8 protein-coding genes are annotated in these 20,733 nt (G+C 63.5%); 6 read left to right on the top strand and 2 right to left on the bottom strand.

The features are described from left to right. Window positions 1-34: 34 nt before the first annotated feature. Window positions 35-1,810 (bottom strand): DUF4012 domain-containing protein, encoded by a 1,776-nt coding sequence (locus CH305_RS05275; RefSeq protein WP_094703026.1) that lies wholly within the window; start codon window positions 1,808-1,810, stop codon window positions 35-37. A gap of 205 nt (window positions 1,811-2,015) precedes the next feature. Between CH305_RS05275 and CH305_RS05270 the strand changes: the two genes are divergently transcribed. Genes CH305_RS05270 through CH305_RS05260 form a run of 3 tightly spaced genes read left to right on the top strand, consistent with a single transcriptional unit; the run spans window position 2,016 to window position 13,456 of the window. Continuing rightward, window positions 2,016-11,894 (top strand): non-ribosomal peptide synthetase, encoded by a 9,879-nt coding sequence (locus CH305_RS05270; RefSeq protein ID WP_094703025.1) that lies wholly within the window; start codon window positions 2,016-2,018, stop codon window positions 11,892-11,894. Further along, complete coding sequence (locus CH305_RS05265) at window positions 11,894-12,772, top strand: cyclopropane mycolic acid synthase family methyltransferase (protein WP_094703024.1); 879 nt, start codon at window positions 11,894-11,896, stop codon at window positions 12,770-12,772. The genes CH305_RS05270 and CH305_RS05265 overlap by 1 nt, the downstream gene beginning before the upstream one ends. Window positions 12,773-12,787: 15 nt before the next feature. Beyond that, window positions 12,788-13,456 carry a hypothetical protein gene (locus CH305_RS05260; RefSeq protein WP_094703023.1) on the top strand — a complete coding sequence of 223 codons (669 nt, stop codon included), beginning with the start codon at window positions 12,788-12,790 and terminating at the stop codon, window positions 13,454-13,456. 1 nt (window position 13,457) lies between these two features. Here the strand turns inward: CH305_RS05260 and CH305_RS05255 are convergent, their stop codons facing one another. Then, window positions 13,458-13,757: a WXG100 family type VII secretion target gene (locus CH305_RS05255; RefSeq protein ID WP_179278195.1), complete on the bottom strand. Its 300-nt coding sequence runs from the start codon at window positions 13,755-13,757 to the stop codon at window positions 13,458-13,460. An 88-nt stretch (window positions 13,758-13,845) separates the two neighbouring features. On the opposite strand from CH305_RS05255, the gene CH305_RS05250 reads away from it, so the two are divergent. From CH305_RS05250 to CH305_RS05240, 3 genes are all read left to right on the top strand, one after another. After that, on the top strand, window positions 13,846-15,570 hold the full coding sequence (locus tag CH305_RS05250; RefSeq protein ID WP_143545249.1) for an alpha/beta hydrolase: 1,725 nt from the start codon (window positions 13,846-13,848) through the stop codon (window positions 15,568-15,570). Between the two features lie 65 nt (window positions 15,571-15,635). Then, window positions 15,636-16,139 carry an LppA family lipoprotein gene (locus CH305_RS05245; RefSeq protein ID WP_179278194.1) on the top strand — a complete coding sequence of 168 codons (504 nt, stop codon included), beginning with the start codon at window positions 15,636-15,638 and terminating at the stop codon, window positions 16,137-16,139. A 109-nt stretch (window positions 16,140-16,248) separates the two neighbouring features. Next, a complete protein-coding gene (locus tag CH305_RS05240) occupies window positions 16,249-20,604 on the top strand; it encodes an Ig-like domain-containing protein (protein WP_094703019.1) in 4,356 nt (1,451 codons plus the stop codon). Window positions 20,605-20,733 lie beyond the last annotated feature (129 nt).

Raw genomic sequence — 20,733 nt, 5'->3', positions numbered from 1 at the left:
CTCGCGTCGACTGTGACAAAGACGCCGGGAATCTTCAGCACTGGGGAACGTCGATGCTCACCGTCGGCTGATCCACCAGGGGTTGTACGGGCACCGTCGCCTCGCCTGGAGCCGAAGGCTCCTCGAGTTCCCACGTCACAGTCTGCGACTTACCCGGCGGAATGGTGAGATACGCAGCCTGCACCGGCCGGCCCAGCTCGGTGCCTGCCTGGATGGAGAATCCCGTGATGCCATTGACCTTCATGGACGTGATCTTCGCGCCCTGTGTGCCGTACAGGTAGACGATCGATTCGTTGGTTCCGTACTCCACCGTCGGCTGGAATGTGCTCGCCACGTAGGGCGTCAGGCCCGTCGGATCCACGTTGTTGGTGAGCGTGGCCGTCACCGTCGACTTGCGGGTACCTGCCGTGCAGGATTCAGCCGAATACGTGATGTCGCGTGTCAGGTAGTAATCGAGTTTGTTGCCGCCGGCGTTGTTGACCACCACATTGGCGTACGGCGCTGGGCTGTCCGGCAATACGTGACCCACTTTGGTGCCGGCCAGAATTGCCTGCTCGGCCGGGTCTGCACTCCACACCGAGATGCGGCCCTCGCTGCCGGCGCGGCCCACCGCGTCGAGCAAAGACCTGGTGGGTGCCGCGCCCGTGGTCATCTTCTGCACCACCGCCGCGGCGATCTCCTGCAGATACGCCTTACGGGCCAACTGGTCGTCGCCGAACCTGGAATACGCCGTGCTGAGGGTGATCTCGACGACGTTCTCAGCAGTGATCTGCTCGCCGTCGGCCAACGTGACCGGGCCGGTGGCACCGAGGATGTAGCTCAATGCAATCGGGTCGGTGGCAATAGCGCCGTTGAGCACCTCACCCGTCTGTTCCGTCCACATGGACGACCAGATCTGGCCGGCATACGGAAAGTGCGGGCTCGCATTCGAGTTACGGAAGTCGATCGTGGTGTTTCGTGGAGCCCACAGAGCGTTGTATTCGGGGCCCAGATCGATGGGCTGTTTCGCAAACTCGAGTTCGTTGTTGCTGCCGAGGGTATCGACACGGGCCGTACCGTTCTCGGCCCGAATGATGCCGTAGCCACCGAGCAATCCGCCGGTGCCCCGAGCCTCCGCATTGGTCTGGAATGCGAGGAAGTAACTGCGCGGGCCGTTGTCGCCGAGCATCGACGGCAGCAGTTCACTGGCAATCCGGGTGTTGGTGAGCAGATTCGCGAGTTCGTGAGTCTGATCGATCAATGACGTGCGAGCCTCGTCCACCACACCGAGGAAGGCGGGCTCGTCCACCTGCTGGGCACGCTCACTGAGCTCGTCGGCCGCGGCGGAGGTCTGCTGCAGCACCGGTTGCGCGTCCCGTAGGGCCGCGGTGTCCACCTTGCCGCCGCCCTCGACGAGGCTGCTCGGGTTCAGGCTGGCACCCGCTGCCGACGCGGGGGAAAGCACATCCACGGCCAATCCCTGCACCACATCGCTGATCTGCGCTACCGATTTCAAGGGACTACCGAGATAAGGAACGGCTTTGGCGATGGAAAACGGGATGGACGTCGTCGCCGAGACCGCATCGTTCGCAGATTCGGAGGCACGAGCCGCTGCTGCCTCGGCTCCGGCCGAATCGCCGTCGAGCAACGCGTCCTTGGCTTGAGTGGCCGCGTCGCGCGTGGCGGTCAGACTCGACTGCGCGGAATAGGACTCGTAACCAAGCCAGACTACAAAAGCAATGACAATGACCAGAAATACGCCCACCGTGATGAGAATCGGCCGCTTTCTACCCGATTTCCGACCTCGGGTATCGGTGGAACTGGTTGCCATCGTCGGTGGCCTCTCGGTCGAGGAAATGTATTCGCGTGCACAGCCTAAAGGGGAGTGGACAATCTGGCGTACCTGTCGTCCGATCCAGGTAGAGCATTCACAGCCGGTCGACTAGTTTGTAATGGGCGATGAAAGATCGACGTCGATAAGCGGCGCGCCGGCCGAATCGAAGCCGTCAGGGCGCGTCCGTTGAGGAGGTCGGGGAGTGTCGCCAGAGGCGGACGAGCGGTTCGAGGATGGCCGCTTCCCCCTGTCGGCTGCTCAGATGAATATCTACCTCGCTCAGCAGCTGGCACCGGACGTGCCGTTCACCATTGCGCAATACGTCGAGATCCGCGGCGATATCGATCCGGCCGTGTTGATTCGTGCCACGGACATCGCCTGCCGACGGCTCGAATCGCCTGCAGTGCGGATCGGCGTGGACGACGGTCACCCGTACCAGTGGTCGGACCTGCGAGTGCCGTACGCCATGATCTACCGCGACTTCACCGACCGCGACCATCCCATCGAGGATGCCCAGCGCTACATGGACGAGCAGTACCGACAGCCCGTGGATCTGGTTCGCGACCAACTGATTGCCTCCGAGATCATCCAGGTAGGCCCGTGCCACTACTACTGGTACAGCCGGGCGCACCACATCGTGATGGACGGCCTCGGCGCAATCTCGGTGCAGGAGCGCACCGCTGCGGTCTACACCGCGTTGATCTCGGGCACCGAGATTCCGAAGACTCGTGCCATCGGAGTGCGGGAGATCTACGACTACGAGGCCGCGTACCCCGACTCCTCCCGCTACGAGACCGACCGTCAGTACTGGCTGGGCCGACTCGACGGCCACCTCGAGGCCCCCAGGCTGGCCGGTAGCCCGAGTGAACCGGCCGCTCCCAGCGGAGTGACGGTGAGTGTCGGTGCCGTGTTGAACGCGGATCTCACCGAAGCCGTTGCCGCAGTGGCACATCGGTACAACTCCTCCGACGTTCCCGTTGTGCTCGCCACGTTCGCGCTCTATCTCGCGCGCATGACCGACACCGAAGACGTCATGCTCAGCTTGCCGGTATCGGGCCGAGCGACCACAAAACTGCGGGAATCGTCGGGCATGATGTCCAACGTCGTGCCGCTGCGTATCGGTGTCGAACCGGGCGTCACCGTCGAAGAACTCCTTCGACGGATTCAGGTGGAACTCACCGGCGCACTGCGCCATCAGAGGTTCCGCGTCGAGGACATGCAGCGGGCAACGGGCGACGGCACCGGCAGTGCCGCCGCCGGACGCGGAGTGTTCGGTCCGACGGTCAACATCATGATGTACAACAGCACAATTCGGCTCGGCGACGTCATCGGCGAATACCGCGTGCTCTCCAGCGGACCCATCGACGACATGATGGTCAACGTCTACCCCGGTGTCGCCGGCACGAGTACCCGCGTCGACTTCCTCGGTAACCCGGCGCTGTACACCACCGATGAGCTCGCAGCGCACCATCGACGCTTCCTGGCTCTCCTCGGCGAGGTGGTTCATGCACCCGAGGGACTCGCTGTGTCCGAGTTGGAGCTGATCGACGCCGAGGAAGAGGTGATCGGCGCATCTGCCACCGCAACCGCCGCGCTGCTGCCCTCGCTGTTGACGGCCGGTGCCGTGGTGCGTGCCACCGGAGTCGATCAATCCAGTGACGACTTCACCAGGGTTGCGGAACATATTGCTGCGCAGTTGGTCTCGATCGGTGCAGGCCCGGACAGGCGCATTGCCGTAGCAATCGAGCGCTCCTATGAATCGGTGCTGGCGTCGTGGGCAGTCTCGATGTCGGGCGGATCGTTCGTTCCACTCGACCCGACCGAGCCTGCCGAGCGGCTGGCTGCAGTACTCGCCGAGGCGAACGTCGAGTTCGGTGTCACCACCGGGGCTGTGCTGGAACAACTTCCGAGCACGATCCATTGGTTCGACATCGAGGACCTACTCGACGCAGACCCGATCGCGTTCTCGCCGCCCACCCTGCACGTCGACAACGAGGCCTACGTCATCCACACCTCGGGGTCGACCGGGAAACCCAAGGCCGTCAGCGTCACTCACCGCGGACTCGCGCAACTCGCCGCCAACGTCGTCGACCGGTACGGCGTCACTCCCGACTCGCGGGTGCTGCACGCGGCCTCGCCGGTCTTCGACGCGTCCATCCAGGAGATCCTTGCCGCATTCGCTGCGGGTGCCACCCTGGTGATCGCCCCGGCAGACGTCTACGCCGGTCCTGCCCTCGCCCACGTGTTGGACCGCGAGAAGATCACGCATCTGATCACCTCGCCGACGGTGCTGGCCACTCTCGATACCGACGACCTCAGCTCCATCGACGTGTTCGACGTCGGGGGAGAGGAATGCCCTCCTGCGTTGCGCGACAGGTTCGTCGCGGCCGATGCGGCGATGCTCAACGCCTACGGGCCGACCGAGACGACGGTGTTGGCCACGCTGTCCGAGCCTATGCAGGCTGCCGAACGAGTGACCATCGGTGCTCCGCTGCCGGGTGTCCGCGGGCTGGTGCTCGACGCGCACCTGCGGCCCACGCCCTGTGGAGGTGTCGGCGAGCTCTATCTCGGCGGCGATGGACTCGCCCGCGGGTACAGCGGGCAGGCGGGCGTGACCTCGACGCGGTTCGTCGCAGACCCGGGGGTACCCGGAGCTCGGATGTACCGCACCGGAGACATCGTCCGCAGGTCGTACGACGGTTCCACGATGGAGTACCTCGGCCGCAGTGATCAGCAGATCCAACTGCACGGGCGTCGTCTCGAACTCGGCGAGGTGGAGGCCGCGGCAACGACGTGTGCGGGAGTGACCGCCGCTGTGGCCGTCGTTCGCGACGACCGACTCGTCCTGTACGTCACCGGAGTCTCGGCGGGGCTGGACGGTCATCTCCGAAACCGCCTGCCCGCCTGGATGGTTCCCGGCACCGTTGTTGTTCTGGACGCACTACCCATCACTTCGAGCGGCAAGGTGGACCGTCGTGCGTTGCCGGCCCCCATCGCATCGGTCACCACCGACTACGTTGCGCCGCAAACGGACACCGAACGCACCGTCACGAAAGCATTCGCCGACGTCCTCGGTGTCGAGGATGTGGGGCGTGAGCACTCCTTCTTCGAGCTCGGCGGTGACTCGCTCAGTGCCACCCGAGTTCTCGCTCGCCTCGGGTCCTCGATCTCGTTGACCGCGTTGTTTGCCGACCCCACGGTTCGCGCCGTCGCGGCGGCTATCGACTCGTCCGCGACGCGCGAGGTGTCGCTCGAGCTACTCGATACCGTGCTGCCCGAACGTGTCCCGCTGTCGTACGCGCAACAGCGGCTGTGGTTCCTCAACCAGTTCGATCCTGCATCACCCGCGTACAACATGCCGGTGGCCGTTCGAGTGGGAGCTGGGGACGATCCGTCGATGGTTCTGACGGCTCTCCGCGACGTCATCGAACGACACGAAGCCCTGCGCACGTACTACCCGTCCGACGGCGACGGGCCGCGGCAGGTGGTGCGGCCTACCGATACCGTCCTGGCCGAGGTGCCCGAGCGCACTGTGTCCGAGCGGGATCTGGACTCTGCTGTCGCAGCGGCCGCGGCCGAGGGGTTCGATGTGTCGGCCGAAGTACCCATCCGTGCAACTCTTCTGAGCGTGGAAGAATCCGGCGACACCGTCGTCGTCGTGGTGGTGCACCACATCTCGATGGACGGGTGGTCGGTCGACCCACTCGTGCGCGACTTCGCCTTCGCCCACGCCTCTCGTGGAGCAGGTCACGCGCCCACATGGCCACGTCTGCGTGCGCAGTACGGCGAGTACGCGGTGTGGAACCGGGTAATGGTGGATTCGGTTGCCGACAAACAGCTCTCGTTCTGGGCTTCAGTCTTGAGTGATTCGGTTCTGGGTGATGCCGACACCGCAGCTGCGGAGCTACCAGCGGACTTCCCCCGGCCATCGGTGCAATCGATGATGACGGACTCGGTCCCCTTCGAGATCGGATCGGAACTGCACGCGGGTATTCGTGAGCTGGCCCGATCGACGAACTCGACCACGTTCATGGTTGTCCATGCCGCCGTGGCTGCGGCCCTGAGTCGGTTCGGTACCTCGAACCGGGTGGTGGTCGGGTCTCCGACTGCCGGGCGAGGTCACGAAGCCCTCGACGAGATGGTGGGGATGTTCGTCGGAACCCTGCCTCTCGCAGTCACTGTGGACCCGTCGGCAAGTTTCGCGTCCTTGCTCGATGCAGTCCGCACCGCAGACCTCGATGCATTCTCACATTCCGACGTCCCGTTCGAGCGCATCGTCGACACCCTGACGACCGATCGATCCCTCGACCGGCATCCGCTGTTCCAGGTGATGCTGGCATTCGACAACGCGCCGCACCGATCGGTCGAGGACCTGCCCGTCTCGGTACTGGAGTTACCCACTCGCACCTCGGAGTTCGATCTCACGCTCGTGCTGGCCGAGGACTACGGTGATTCGGCGGTCCTCGCCGGCCAGATCGAGTACGCGTTGGACCTGTACGAGCGGGCTACCGTCGAACACTTCGCCTCGGTGATTCTGAGCATCCTGAGCGCGGCGGTGGCGAACCCCGCTGTGGTCGTCGGCGACCTGGCCCTTGCCGAGACGCCGGCACTGCCTTCCTCGCCGGCCGACGGAACGCTGCTCGACGTGTTGTGCCGTGACACAGCTGTTTCCGGCGACACTGTTGCTATCGACGGCCTGGAATCGGTGACGTACGCCGAGCTCGATCGTCGCTCGAATCGGATTGCACGCCTATTGATTTCACACGGCGTCGGACCGGAAACTCTTGTTGCTCTGTCCCTCGAACGCTCGGCCGAGTACATCGTTGAGCTGTGGGGCGTGGTGAAGGCTGGCGGCGCATTCGTGCCCGTGGACCCGCGTTACCCGGCGGCTCGGCGAGAACAGATGTTGGAGCACATCGAGATCGGGTTCGGCGGCATCGAGCCACCTGTGCACTGGCTCGACGAGACTCAGACCCAGGACTTCAGCGATCTGCCCCTGACCGACGCGGACCGGTTGGCATCGCTGAAGCCCGAGCACCCCGCCTACGTGATCCATACGTCGGGTTCGACGGGAACGCCCAAGCCCGTGATGGTGACGCACCGGGGTGTGCACGCTCTCGCGCAGCAGGTGATCCCGCGGTACGGCGTGACATCGAGTTCGCGCGTGCTGCATGGATACTCGGTGAACTTCGACGCCGCTGTACTCGAGCTGGTCCTTGCCTTCGGGGCCGGGGCAACCATGGTGATCGCGCCGCCCGACCTACTCGGCGGGGACGAGATGTCGGCTTTCCTCACTGCGCATCGCGTCACGCACTACCTGTCCACACCTGCGGTGTTGGCTACCGTGCCGCCGACCCCTGGGATCGAGACCGTCGCGGTCGGCGGAGACGTGCTGGGCACCGGTGTTGTGGACGACTGGTCGGCGGGACGGTCGATGCTGAACGCCTACGGTCCCAGTGAGGCGACGGTGGTGTCCACGCTGGCCGAGTCACTTCGCGCCGGTGAGTCGGTCACCATCGGTCGGCCGTTGGCGCACGTGGGAGCGTTCGTACTCGACGACCGGTTGCACTCGGTGCCGGTCGTTGGCGTCGGGGAGCTGTACCTCGCAGGCTCGGGTGTGGCTCGCGGCTACCACGCGGACCCGGCGTCGACCGCCGCGCGCTTCGTCGCGGCACCCGGCGGCACGCGGATGTACCGGACCGGTGACCTCGTTCGGCAGCAACCCTCGGGCATGTTCGACTACCGCGGGCGCCGGGACGACCAGGTCCAGATCAACGGTGTGCGCATCGAACTGGGGGAGATCGAGAGTGCACTGACGGCGCACCCCGACGTCAGCGGAGTAGTAACCGCTGTGCGTGAGAACAGAATTCACGCTTGGGTCGTGGGTCTCGATCCGCAGGACGCTGCCCATTGGCTACTGGACAGACTGCCGTTGTCGATGCAGCCGGCCGCTATCACCCGGATCGACGGTATTCCGCTGACCGGCAACGGCAAAGTGGATCTCGCAGCCTTGTACTCGGAGACGCTGCACTCGGACACGCTGCATGGCGGCGATCCCGCGGCGGTGCGCACCTTGGCGCAGGAGGTGGTGCTCGGAATCTTCGCCGACCTGCTGGGCATCGACGATCCTGCCGTCGACGCCAATTTCTTCGTCCTCGGCGGGGACTCTCTCGTCGCGACGCGTGCTGCCACCCGCATCAGTGCGGCGCTCGGCACCCACGTACCGGTGCGGACCATCTTCGAGTCGCCCACTGCGGCACAGCTCGCGTCCGCGATCGAGTTGCTGTCCGAGAACTACACACCGCTACCGGCTCTGGTCCACGATCCGGACGCGCGATCCTACCCCGGCCTTGCCCCGGCCGAGCGACGAATCTGGCTGCAGAATCGATACGACCCGGCCTCGGCCGCATACAACATCGCCTTCGAGGTGCCGCTTCCGGCAGACCTGGACCTCGATGTTCTGCGAGCCGCGATAGCGGATGTGCTGGAACGGCATACACCGCTGCGGACGGTGTATCCGTCGGCTACGGACGGTCCCGTCACCGTTGTTCTCGACCCGCAGATCGTGCTGTCGACGTTGGACGATGCTCATGCAGTGAACGATGCGTCGCCCCTGCACGGCTTCGACCTGACCCTCGAAGCGCCGCTGCGACTGGGCTTGGTGGATCGAGGCGGCGAGCGGATGCTGTCCGTCGTCGCGCACCACATCGCGATCGATGGCCTTTCGCTCCGTCCACTGGCCCGAGACGTCGAGATTGCCCTGCTGGCTCGAATGTCGGGATCCGTAACGGAATTCGGCCCTCTCGCAATCGACTATTCGGATTATCGAGTGTGGCAGCGGGATGTGCTCGACGCCGTGGCGTCGGATCAGCTCGAGTTCTGGCGTCGCATCCTGGCCGGCGTGCCGGAGTTCCTCGACCTGCCGACCGGAACCCCTGATCCCTCGGCCCATGCGACTGCCGTGGAGTTCTCCGTCGGCCCGGACACCCTCACGCGGCTGCGTTCGCTCGCGCATCGGTTGGGCGCAACGGTGTTCGTCGTGGTCCACGCGGCGCTGGCCGCCGTGCTCGCCGAATCCAGTGGAACCCAGGACATCGCCATCGGAACCCCGGTGGCGGGCCGATCCGACCCGGCGCTCGACCACCTTGTCGGCATGTTCGTCGGGACCGTTGTACTCAGGACAGAGGTCGATCCGTCGACGACGTTCGAGGATTTCGTGACCGTGGTCCGCGACCGGGATCTCGATGCCTTCGCGCACTCGGACGTCCCGTTCGAGTGGGTGGTGGACGCGGTGCAACCCACTCGCGCCGTCGATACTCATCCGCTGTTCCAGGTACTTCTTGCGTTCGGTGATACGGCAACTCCGACAATCGAACTGGGGTCGTCGTCGATCACCCCGCGTCGGGTGGACATCACGGCGACACAGTTCGACCTGGAGGTCTTGGTCGACGAGTCCGAGGCCGGACTGATCGGCCATCTCGGGTACTCACCCGCACGGTTCTCACGATCGGTGATTCTCGGACTCGCCGAGCGCCTGGCCGAGGTGTTGACGATGGTCTCCACGCAGCCGAACTTTCGGCTCGGCAGTGCAGAATTCGGGCACGCCCCGTCGGCCGTTGCTTCCCACCGCGGCAGCACATCCGAATGCACTCTGGGGGCGGTGTTCGAGCAGGCCGTGACCAGCTGGCCGGACAATACCGCGGTGATCCACGGGTCACGATCGTTGACCTACCGTGAGGTGGACCGACAGTCGAATGCACTGGCAGACAGTCTGATACGCGCAGGCGCTCGGCCCGGCGCCCTGGTGGCGATTGCCTATCCCCGATCCGTCGAGTACCTCGTCGCGATGTGGGCCGTGGCCAAGACCGGTGCCGGCTTCCTGTCCATCGACCCTTCCCAACCCGTTGCCCGGGTGCAGGAGATCCTCGATCGCGCAGCCCCGGTGACGGGAATCTCGGCTGCCGACTTCCATTCCATCGGTGGCGACTGGGTGAGCGTCACCGGCGACGAGCTCGACCGTGTCGATGTTCGTGCAGCACCGCTGGACAGCGTGGCCTACGTCGTCTACACCTCCGGTTCGACCGGGGTGCCCAAGGGCGTGCGGGTGACGCACCGCGGCATCGCGAATTTGGTTCAGAGCCAACTAGATCTCTTTGGGGTGGAGCCGGAATCGCGAGTGCTCCAGTTCGCATCCCCGAGTTTCGATGCGTCGATCTTCGAGACACTGATGGCCGTCGGTGCGGGAGCCAGCGTGGTGATCGTTCCGACCGAGGTGCATGGAGGGCGCGAGCTCGAAGCGCTCATCGATCGACACCAGGTGACCCACGCCTGCCTCACGCCGACCGTGCTGCAGGTGACCGACGCAAAGGCCGTGCCGTCGCTTCGGGTGGTCGTGATGGCGGGCGAAGCCGCCAATTCTGCTCTGCTGCAGCGATGGTCACGTCATCGCTCGGTGTTCAACGCCTACGGTCCCACCGAGGGAACCGTCATGAGCACCTGCACCGACCAGCGTGACTGGGGCTCGGCAGAGGCAGCGGGTCCGGTGACCATCGGTGGGCCGATTCGCGGCTACGACGCCGTGGTCCTCGATGCCCGTCTCCGCCCGGTGGGAAACAACGTCGTCGGGGAGCTGTACCTGGGCGGATCCGGTCTTGCCGAAGGATATGTGGGGCAGAGCGGAACGACGGCAAATAGCTTCGTCGCCAATCCGTTCGGGGACGGACGGCTCTACCGAACCGGCGATCTTGTGCGCTGGGTTGTTCAGAGCAGCGGTCGCGAACTGGAATATCTCGGCCGGGTGGATTCGCAGGTCAAGATTCGTGGTCATCGCGTCGAACTGTCCGAAGTGGAAGCGGCGCTGCTGCGACACCGGAATGTACTTCAGGCCAGCGTGATCGGACATGCGCACTCGCTCGCTGCCTACGTGGTGGGAGGCGTCGAACCGCGGGAGGCTCGCGAGTTCCTGGCCAGGACGCTCCCGGCGTACATGGTGCCGAGTACCGTGACCGTCGTCGCCGCACTGCCGATGACGTTGTCGGGCAAAGTCGATGTGAGCGCACTGCCCGAGCCCTCGGTGATGTCGACCGAACGACGTGCCCCGGGGTCCGAAAACGAAGTGTTGGTGCACGACGTGTTCTCCGACGTACTGCAGGTGGCCGGCGAGGACATCGGTGTGGATGACAACTTCTTCGATCTCGGCGGGCACTCCCTCTCGGCGGTGCAGGTGATGGATGCGCTGGGGGACCGGCTGGGACGTCGGCTGCCCATCAGCCTGCTGCTGGTGCACCCCACGATCTCGGCTCTGGCAACGCAACTCGACGTGGGCGAGCACGGTGTCGACAGTGCCTTCGATGTGGTGCTACCGCTGCGAACCGAGGGCGTGGGCGCACCGCTGTTCTGTGTGCACCCGGCCATCGGAATCGCATGGAGTTACTTCTCGCTGCTCGGGGAGACCGACCGTCCGCTGTACGGCTTGCAGGTGCCGGGCATCGCCGACTGTGAAGCGCCGCCGTCCTCGATCGAGGAGTTCGCCGAGAGATACGTACGCGAGATCCGAGGTGTTCAGGCGCACGGTCCCTATCACCTGGTCGGGTGGTCGCTCGGCGGCGTGATCGCGCATGCGGTTGCCACGCAACTGCAGTCGGAGGGTGAGGACGTCGCACTGCTCTCGCTCGTCGACGCGCAGCTCTCGGCACCTGACGGTGCCACGGAGTTCGGCATCGACGATCTCGCTCGTCAGCTCGGGGTCGAGGGTGACTCGTTCGAGACCATCGTGGATCGATTGCGCGAGAACAGAAGCGAACTGGCGTTTCTGACCGTGGATCATCTGCGGCGAATGTATCGTCCCGTCGCGGCGGCTCCCACCTGGGTGGCGTCGTACGCGCCGGCGGTGTTCGCGGGTCCGGTGCACTACTTCGCCGCCCGCGACTCACACGGTGCGGAGCACTGGACGGGATTTGTGGACGGCCGGATTTCGGTTCACCGGGTGGATGTAGAACACGAAAACATGCTGGGCGAGTTCGGTGCCCGTGCACTAGGCCGAGTGATCGGCACCGATGCTGTGGGGAAAGGTGTGGCGTGATGAGCGAACAACTGGAGCCGTACGTCGATGACGTGCGTGCACATTACGACCTGTCGGACGAGTTCTTCGCTCTGTTCCTCGATCCGAGTATGACGTACAGCTGCGCCTACTTCGAGCGTGAGGATATGACGCTGGAGGAGGCGCAGACGGCCAAGATCGACCTTGCCCTCGGCAAGCTCGACCTGAAGCCGGGGATGACATTGCTCGACATCGGCTGCGGTTGGGGAGCTCTCGCCAAGCGGGCGGTCGAGAAGTACGACGTCAACGTCATCGGTCTGACGTTGAGCCGGAACCAGTACGAGCACGGACGCACCGTTGTTGCCGGCCTGTCGACCGACCGCACCGTCGACATCCGGTTGCAGGGGTGGGAAGAATTCGACGAGCCCGTCGACCGCATCGTCAGTATCGGCGCGTTCGAGCATTTTCGGCGCAACCGATACTCGGCGTTCTTCGCCAAGTGCCGCTCGGTACTGGCGAACGACGGGCGAATGTTGTTGCACACCATCGTCATCACGCCGCCCGATCCGGCGTCCGGTGCGGGTGGACTCACACGCGAGGACGCGCATTTCTCACGCTTCATTCTGCGCGACATCTTCCCCGGCGGTCAGTTGACACTCGTCAAGGTGATCAAGTCCAAGGCGGCCGACGCCGGGTTCGAGTTGCTGCGGGAACACCCCCTGAGGCTGCACTACGCGAGGACCCTCGACACGTGGGCCGAGAAGTTGATCGCGTCCCGGGACGAGGCCATTGCCGTGTCCTCGGAGGCGACCTACGACAAGTACGTGCAGTACCTCACCGGCTCGTCGGCGCGATTCAAGATTTCACGCATCGACGTTGTGCAATTCACGCTGGCCGCTGCAGACATACCTTCGAACTGACGAGGAATGCCCACAATGAAGAATGCCCGGCTCAGTGTTGTCAGTGGACTGTTCGCCGCCGCGGTAATGGCCGTCAGCGCGATGGCCCCCGGAACCGCTGCCGCAGCACCTCTTCCGGTCGTGGGGCCCGGCAGTGGTTTCGTCACCACCGGGGGCATCGACGATCTCACCGCATGCTCCATCGCGGCCGTCGGATACGACGACGCCGGTCGACTCGTTGCTCTCACCGCAGGGCACTGCATTCTGCGCACGGGTCTGCCCGTCACGCTCGTCGGATCGCCTGCCGCCCCGGTCGGCACTACGGCCGTCGGGCATTGGGGACCCGACTACGGCGTCATCGTCCTCGATCCCACCAAGGTCACGCCGGTGTCGAGTCTGGGCGGAATCACCGTGACGGACATCGGCATCGGATCGGTGGGACAGCCGGTCTGCAAGAGCGGGCTCGGCAGCGGACTGACGTGCGGCACCATCGTCGACACTCGGGGCAGCGACCTCATGTCCGACGCCGTCACCGTCTGGGCCGACTCCGGAGCTCCGCTAGTGGCCGGAACTACGCTGATCGGAATCGCCAGCCATGCCTCGGGCGTTCCGCTGCTCAGTCCCACCGCGTACGCTTCCGCGTCGGAATCGCTGCATTTGCTGAGTGCATCGGGGGCTCCGGGTGCGGGCTTCCGCCCGGTGTAGTTCAGCCGGTACCGCGAATCTGCGCTTCTGTTCGAGCCTCGGCCTCGGCGTATTCGCGTGCAGATGCCTGCAGTTTTCGAGCAAGATCTTTCACGTCGGTCGACAGTGTCGCGTCGGCTGCATCCCACGCAGACAGCAGGGCCGAGAACGCTTCGCCTGCTGCTCCCGGCCAACACGCTGCACCCGCCGACATATCGTGTGCCACCACGGCCAGATCGTCGGACGCCATCTCGATTGCGAGGTCGGTTCTACTTGCAACGTCGAGAAGCACCGCGACACCGACTTCCAGACGATCCCCCATCACATTCCTCCCCCGAGGCTGTTGGTGCCTGTCACTACGGTGAACGTAACACCCGGTCGGGAGGGCAGTGGGCTGGTACCTTGACCGCGTGGTTGACATCGGGGGAATCAACGACTGGGACACGGCGGGGCTCGAGCGGCTCAGCAGCTCGCTCACCAGCAGAATCAGCACACTGATCGATCTGGGCGATCAGGTCGATCGCCTCGAGCTCATCGACGGCTGGGTGGGGGAGGCAAGTGAGGTGGCCCGTCGGGCATTCGACGCGGTCGTCGATCACCTGACCGACTCCGCCGCGCAAGTCGGAGCGATCAAGCGGCTGACCGACGACACCGAAGATTCTGTCGTGGCGCTGAAGCGTGCGCTCGCCGATGTGTCGTCGCTGGCCTTCGCCAATGACTTCGCCGTGTGCAACGACAACACGCTCTGGGACAGATGGGCTTTCGAGCGACCGCCGAATCAGACCGACGCCGAAGCCGCGGACCGTCAGCGGATGAAAGTCGAACTCCTCGACCGTGTCGGCGAAATCGTCCGTCGCGGAACAGAAATCGAGGAGAACGCAGCTGCGATCATGACCGAAGCTGCTCGAAACCTGATCAGCGACAACGACAGTACCGACGTGCGCGAGGCGGCGGGGATCGGTAGCGATCAGGGAGCGACGAAAGCCCCGCAGCCGCCGGCCGAGGGACATCCCGCCGCGAACAATCAATGGTGGAACTCGCTCACCGACGATCAACGCGACTACGTACGAGAAGAGCGGCCCCACTGGATCGGTGACCTCGACGGCATTCCGGCGGCCGATCGGTCGAGCGCCAACCTCGCTCAGTTGGATCTCGATCGCAGCTCCGTCGACGGTCAGGTCAACGAGGCGCAGGCTCGATTCGATCAGACCGGCAGTGCGATGGACGGACAGCGACTGGAACTTGCGCTCGACAAACGAACGTCGCTCGATGCCGTCGAACGTCTGATGTTCGAGAAGGGAACGGATGGGAGCTTCGTGCTGGGCGCGGACGGACAGCGCGTTCCGGTTCCGGATCGGCACCTGCTGTCCTTCGACGCCTCGCCGGAGCGGACGCTGGCGACCGCCGTCGTCGTGGTCGGTGACGTGGACACCGCAGATCACGTATCCGTACACACACCAGGCTTCACCAGCACCGTCCACAAGGGGCTCGGCAGCCTGGTGAACGATGCGGCGAACATTCGTGACCTCTCGCAATGGCAACTCGATCACTACAGTCCCGACGCCGCCGGACAGACCGTCGCATCGGTCGCCTACATGGGATACGAGGCCCCGCAGAAGGTCGGGGTGTTGTCCGACGACATGGCTCAGACCGGAGGCAGCAGGCTTGCGTCGTTCCTCGACGGCATCGACGCATCACGTTCGGACGATCCGCATCTGACCGCCGTCGGGCACTCCTATGGCTCTCTCACAACAGGATTCGCGCTGCAGGACGGTGCCGGCGTGGACGACGCGGTGTTCATGGGATCGCCCGGTGTCGGCACCGACAACCTGGGTGCGCTGAACATCACCGGTGACGCGTACACGCTCGCGTCCGGCGGAGACGGTGTTGCGGCCCTGGCGGCATTCGGCGGTGATCCACGCGAGATCGCCGGAGTGCACGATCTGTCGACTCGCGCCGCCGACGTGGTGATGCCCGACGGCACCGACGTCGCGCTCATGTCCACCGATCGATTCACCGGCCCGATCATCGAACGGATGGGAAGTCACAGCGACTACTACAAGGTGGATACCACGAGTCAGTTCAATCAAGCAGCCGTGATCGCGGGCATTCCCGATGTGGCAGTGGCCCGATGACACGACCGAGAAATGCGTGCACGGCTACAGCAGCAATACTGGCCGCCGTGTTCCTGGGGGGATGCATGAGCAACACACCGGAGCCGTACGAGGGGGAGCATCGTCCGCGTGAGAAGGCGGACTCGGAAATCGTTGCCGAGCAGACAGCTTTGCGGTTCGAGGAGCTGAAGCAGCGAGTGGGTCGGCAGAGCACGGTTGAGCCCGCATTCGAGCGGATGCAGGAAGACATCAAGGAGGCGATCTCGGCGCTGGTGCCGGGGCTGGAATGGTCGACCACCCGCACACGCGGCGAATCACCCTGCGATGAGCCGTATTCCAATACGCCCGGCTTGAATGTAACTCTCGTGCCGTTCAGTTCCGATGCGCCGATCCCGGCTGATCGGTGGCGGGCCGTGCTCGAGGCGGTCAATTCCATCGCCGTCGCCAATGGGTTCGACGGTGTCGGTCAGGGGCGTGACGGCGGGACACGGCGCTCGGTGAGTCTGCGCGACCCCGACGGCGGACAGATACTGCTGGGTGCAGGCGGACGCACCGCGCTGATGATCACGACGGGTTGCTACCTACGGTAGTTCGACGGATCGGTAGGTCATCTATTCGGTGGATAGCGCAAACGATCGGGGAGAGCCAGCATTGTCCGAGGTCCGCGCACCGGCGGATATTTGCCGCTAGGGGAATGCCATGTCCGCTTCGAGTCCTCGCAAGTCACGTCGGACCAAAGGACGTCATAGGGTCGCCCGGCCGGAACCGACCACCGTGCAATGGCTTCGGGTTGGAGCCCTGACGGTAGGCGTCGGTGCGGCCTTGGTGACGGGCCAAGGTGCCGCCGTCGCATCACCGAGCACAGCAGTTGTGGACTCGGTCAATCTCGACGAAGAGGAAGAGGGCGCAGCGATCGGCCCGGACGAGTTGGTGGACGGGGACTCCGGCAGCTCATCGACCGTCGTGGAGGAGTCAGAGGCACCGGCTGTCGATGATCCTGTCTCGGATCCGCCACTACAGCCGACGACCGCTGCAGCAACGACCGAACCGGCGGTTCCGGCCCCGCTGACCGAAGATCCGGAAAAGGATCGAGCTGAAGATCTGATCGACGGTGATGACGGCCAGTCCTCGTCTTCGACAGGAGACGGCTCCATCGAGGGGACCGTGTCGAACTCAGCGCCCAACGTCGACTCGGGCACCAGCGCGCCGCCCACAACTACGCAGGTAAAGCCCACGTTGGAGCCGCCTATCACAGCGGTGGTGCCGAATAAAACCAAGTCGACAGCAACCGCAACCGCCGGGACGCCGCCCTCTTCCGGTATCGACGCTCAGGTCGCGGTCAACTTTTCGTCAGGGTCGCAACAGAACGTAATCGATGCTGCAGTGTCGGTGCACACAAGGACTGCGCCGCAAACGCTGTCGGTCTATGCAGATATAGCCCCGCAGACACAGGAACCGACGCTGCAGCGAAACCTATTGACACTGCTCGGTTTGATGCCATCGAATGGAACGACCCCCAGTACTCCGACAGGAGCCTCGCCATACTTCGCATTGGTGTGGGGACTCACGAGGCGTTTCCAATCGACCTTCTTCAATCAATCCCCCTACGCGTCACCGATCGTCACCGGGTCCCCGAGCAATGGGACCGTGTCTGGCAGCATCGGAGCCGGCGACCCTGACGGTGATCCGCTTCAGTACGCACTTGCGGTTGCACCCTCCAGGGGAACGATTCAGCTGAATGCAGACGGAACCTACGTCTACACGGCGAATCCAGCGCTAACGGCGTCAGGTGGCACAGACACATTCACCGTGGCAGTGGCTGAAACGAACGCATCCGAACACATCCATGGACCGTCGGGGTTCCTCAACCGCATCCTCAGCGCATGGTCCGGCGGGCGAATACCGCTCAACGATGGTAGTACGACGCGTGTGGTTGTGCCGGTGTCTATCACCTCGGCCGACGGCACTCCGATAGTGGCGACGCCGGCCTTCAGCTACACCGTCGACCCGAACACTGCTGTCGTGATCGGACGAGTGAACGTAGTCGATCCCAACACTGATCCACTTCGATTCACCGTTGTCTCGGCCGTCGACCCAACGAAGGGTGTTTTGTCCGTCAACGCAGCCACCGGTCAATTCGTCTTCACGCCGACTGCCCAAGCGCGTCACGCCGCCTATGCGACGACGGCGGAGGACGCCACGGGATTCACGGTGTCCGTGACAGACGGCAAGGGCTTCGATGCCAGCGTCGTCGTCAGACTCCCTATCGTTGCCAAACAGGTTTCCCAGGCATCATCGATACAGCTTTCCGAGTTGGCTCAGCTCGTGGCAACAGGGCAGATCGACGTGGTCGAGAACTCCGATGGCGAAATACGCACTATCGAGGGTAAATTCATCGATGCAAGCGTGAAAGACGCGGCCGACGCAGCTGCGACACTCAACCGTGTCGCCGCGTTGATAGGAGCACCGTCGCAGTTTGCGGATACGGCGCACATTACTTCGAAGACTGTGCAGCAAGTGAGGCGTGACGGCACAGCCTTCGCTGAGACGTACTACTACGTCAGCCCGACACAGAACGGTATTCGCGTGATCGGATCCCAGATTGTGTTGGTGACCAATGCATCCGGCGACGTTACCGGTCTGTATAGCACCTACGACAACGACTTGACCGCAGTTGACACCGCCGCGGCGGAAAGTATTGACGAGGTGTCCGAAGCCATTGCCGCAGTGAAGGCAGCAATCGCTGCCAAGTCATCCGGAGCGGCATCGAGCGTTTCTTCGATCTCGTTCACCGCTGAGAAGGTGATTGTCCCTGATACCAACACGGGGAGGCTGACTCTCGCGTGGCAAGTAACAGCAGTCGACACGAAAACCATTGGCCTGGGTGCGGTGTCGACGTACTTCGTCAGCGCGAACGGAGCGAGCAGCGGAACCGTAATCGACGAGGATGTGGAATTCGAAGGTGCCAGCGCCATCCGGCAGGGGAACTGGGGCGGAACGAGTTTCAACTACAACATCAAGACAGAAGGAAGCACTCTCGTTTACGAGGGCGTGGACCCAATCAGCGGGCAGATCGTGCGGGTATACAGGGCGACGCGGGATGATGCCGAAGACGCGGTGCTCGTGAAGACGCAGACCGGTTCGCCCGATGGCGCGGCGCTCACCGCACTGCGGTATGTCCAATATGTCTCGAATCATTATCGAAACGTACTGGGATTCGAAATCCCATCGGGGAGGAACAATGCAGACGGCGGTGCATACGGGCACGCAACCGATGTATATATAGTTCCGAAAATCGAGATAATAGCTGGCGCTGGAACGAATTTGGCGTCGAGCGACATGATTTTCGGATACGGCAGTGAGGCGGCTCGCGACATAGTTGCTCACGAATACACGCACATCGTCGAAAAGATGATTGTGGGCGACGGCAAGGGCCTCGACTACAACCCCGAGGGTTACGCGATGAAGGAGGCGTACGCCGACCTGATGGGCAACCTCATCGAGAACAAGCCGATGAGCAATCGTGGTCGGTTCGATTTCGGTGAGGATATGCTTGTCTGCGATTCCGTCCCGGACGACCAGAAGGCTCTGTCCCAATGTGCGTTCAGGAACAACCTGGTTCCGGGCGCCGTCAAGAGCGAGGGTAACGACTTTCACTACCACTACGACGATTTTGATGGATCGAAAGGAAATGAGCGCGACGACAAGCCCGGCGGTGGATATCGAGCGTATAACAACAGCACGATCTTCAGCTCCGCGGTATCCGCTGCAATGGCCGACGATCGAACCCAGGGCGTCACCAGCGTGGAATGGCAACGGGTTGTGCTTCATTCGCTGTACAAGCTCAGTGTCACCTCAGGCTTCACAGACGCCCGCTCGGCGATCATCGGTTCCGCGAAAGCACAGGGTTTCAGCGTGGACGAGATCCAAGCACTGCAGAAGGGGTTCGACGACGTAGGAATCGTTGCGACCAACTACCGCATCGGTGCGTCGGTGTCGACGAGCTTGGGTGCGTCCGGAGCACCCATCGACATCGTGACTTCTGCGGACGGAAAGAAATCCTTCGTCATCGATGGCACGAATGCCTTGTACGTCGTAGACACGACTGCTGCACCGAAGCCCGACGTAGTCAAGGTCGAACTGTCTTCATCTGCGACGGACATCGCAGTGAACGCTGCGGGTACTCGCGCGTACGTAGCCAACGGGTCGGCCGGAACGGTGACCGTCGTCGACTACTCAACCGGCGTTCCGATTAGGACGACGGTAAACGTCGGTGGCCAGGCATCCCGCATTTCCACCAGTGATGATGGTCGGCGCACAATCGTCGTCGACTCATCCAACGGCACAGCGATAGTCCTCGACTTCGATGGCGTCACAACGTCGGTCAGCGCTCCGATCAATATCGGAACGAGCCCGGCGGCTGTCGCGATCAGCGCGACCGGATCCAAAGCCATCATTGGAAATTACCAGTCCAGAACGGTGACCATCATCAACGAAGGCGGGACTCAACCGACGCAGACAGTGGCGGTCAGTGGATCACCTCGGTCGGTCGTCATCAGCGCGAACGGAACGCGCGCAATGGTTTACAACGCCAATGGTTCCGTGGACGTCATCGATTTGATCTCCGAAACATTGGAACCCATCAGGATCACCGACACGTTCGATTCCTACGATCAAGTCGGTTTCATGGCAATCAGCGCGGACGGGACGAGAGGCTGGATCACGAATCACTCGACCAGCAATACCGTGGCCTATGTGGATCTTGAGGCAGCGCAACCCGCAGTTTCCTACATCAACATCAATGACTACGCGCACTCGATCGCGACGACCGCAGATGGAAAACGGGCCTTCGTGGTCACCCACGGCAAGCTGTACGTCATCGATGTGTCCAAGCACTTGAACGACCCCTCACGCAGTACCCCCTACGCCAGCAACATCGACATCAACAACAACGCAAGCGATTACCAGCAAGTGACTGCCAGCCGGAACGGCTCGTACATTGTCGCCACGAACATCAGCGGAGACGTGGCGGTGTTGTACGGAACCGCATTCTGACGGGACGAGGGGAACGCGGTTTGGCGAGCTGATGTCCGCTGGGGCAGTCGAGACCGCAGTTATTCCGCGCATCACTTCGAGGGATGCGATTTTGAACCGTCGAACAGCTCGGTGTGCGCTCGCAGGAAT

This window comes from Rhodococcus sp. 15-649-2-2, from assembly GCF_002258645.1.
GTDB lineage: Bacteria > Actinomycetota > Actinomycetes > Mycobacteriales > Mycobacteriaceae > Rhodococcoides.
This window is presented reverse-complemented; position numbering and strand designations above follow the sequence as displayed.

Coding starts and splice junctions, on each gene's coding strand:
- CH305_RS05275 (WP_094703026.1), bottom strand. CDS start 1,810: ATGGCAACCAGTTCCACCGATACCCGAGGTCGGAAATCGGGTAGAAAG.
- CH305_RS05265 (WP_094703024.1), top strand. CDS start 11,894: ATGAGCGAACAACTGGAGCCGTACGTCGATGACGTGCGTGCACATTAC.
- CH305_RS05260 (WP_094703023.1), top strand. CDS start 12,788: ATGAAGAATGCCCGGCTCAGTGTTGTCAGTGGACTGTTCGCCGCCGCG.
- CH305_RS05255 (WP_179278195.1), bottom strand. CDS start 13,757: ATGGGGGATCGTCTGGAAGTCGGTGTCGCGGTGCTTCTCGACGTTGCA.
- CH305_RS05245 (WP_179278194.1), top strand. CDS start 15,636: ATGAGCAACACACCGGAGCCGTACGAGGGGGAGCATCGTCCGCGTGAG.
- CH305_RS05240 (WP_094703019.1), top strand. CDS start 16,249: ATGTCCGCTTCGAGTCCTCGCAAGTCACGTCGGACCAAAGGACGTCAT.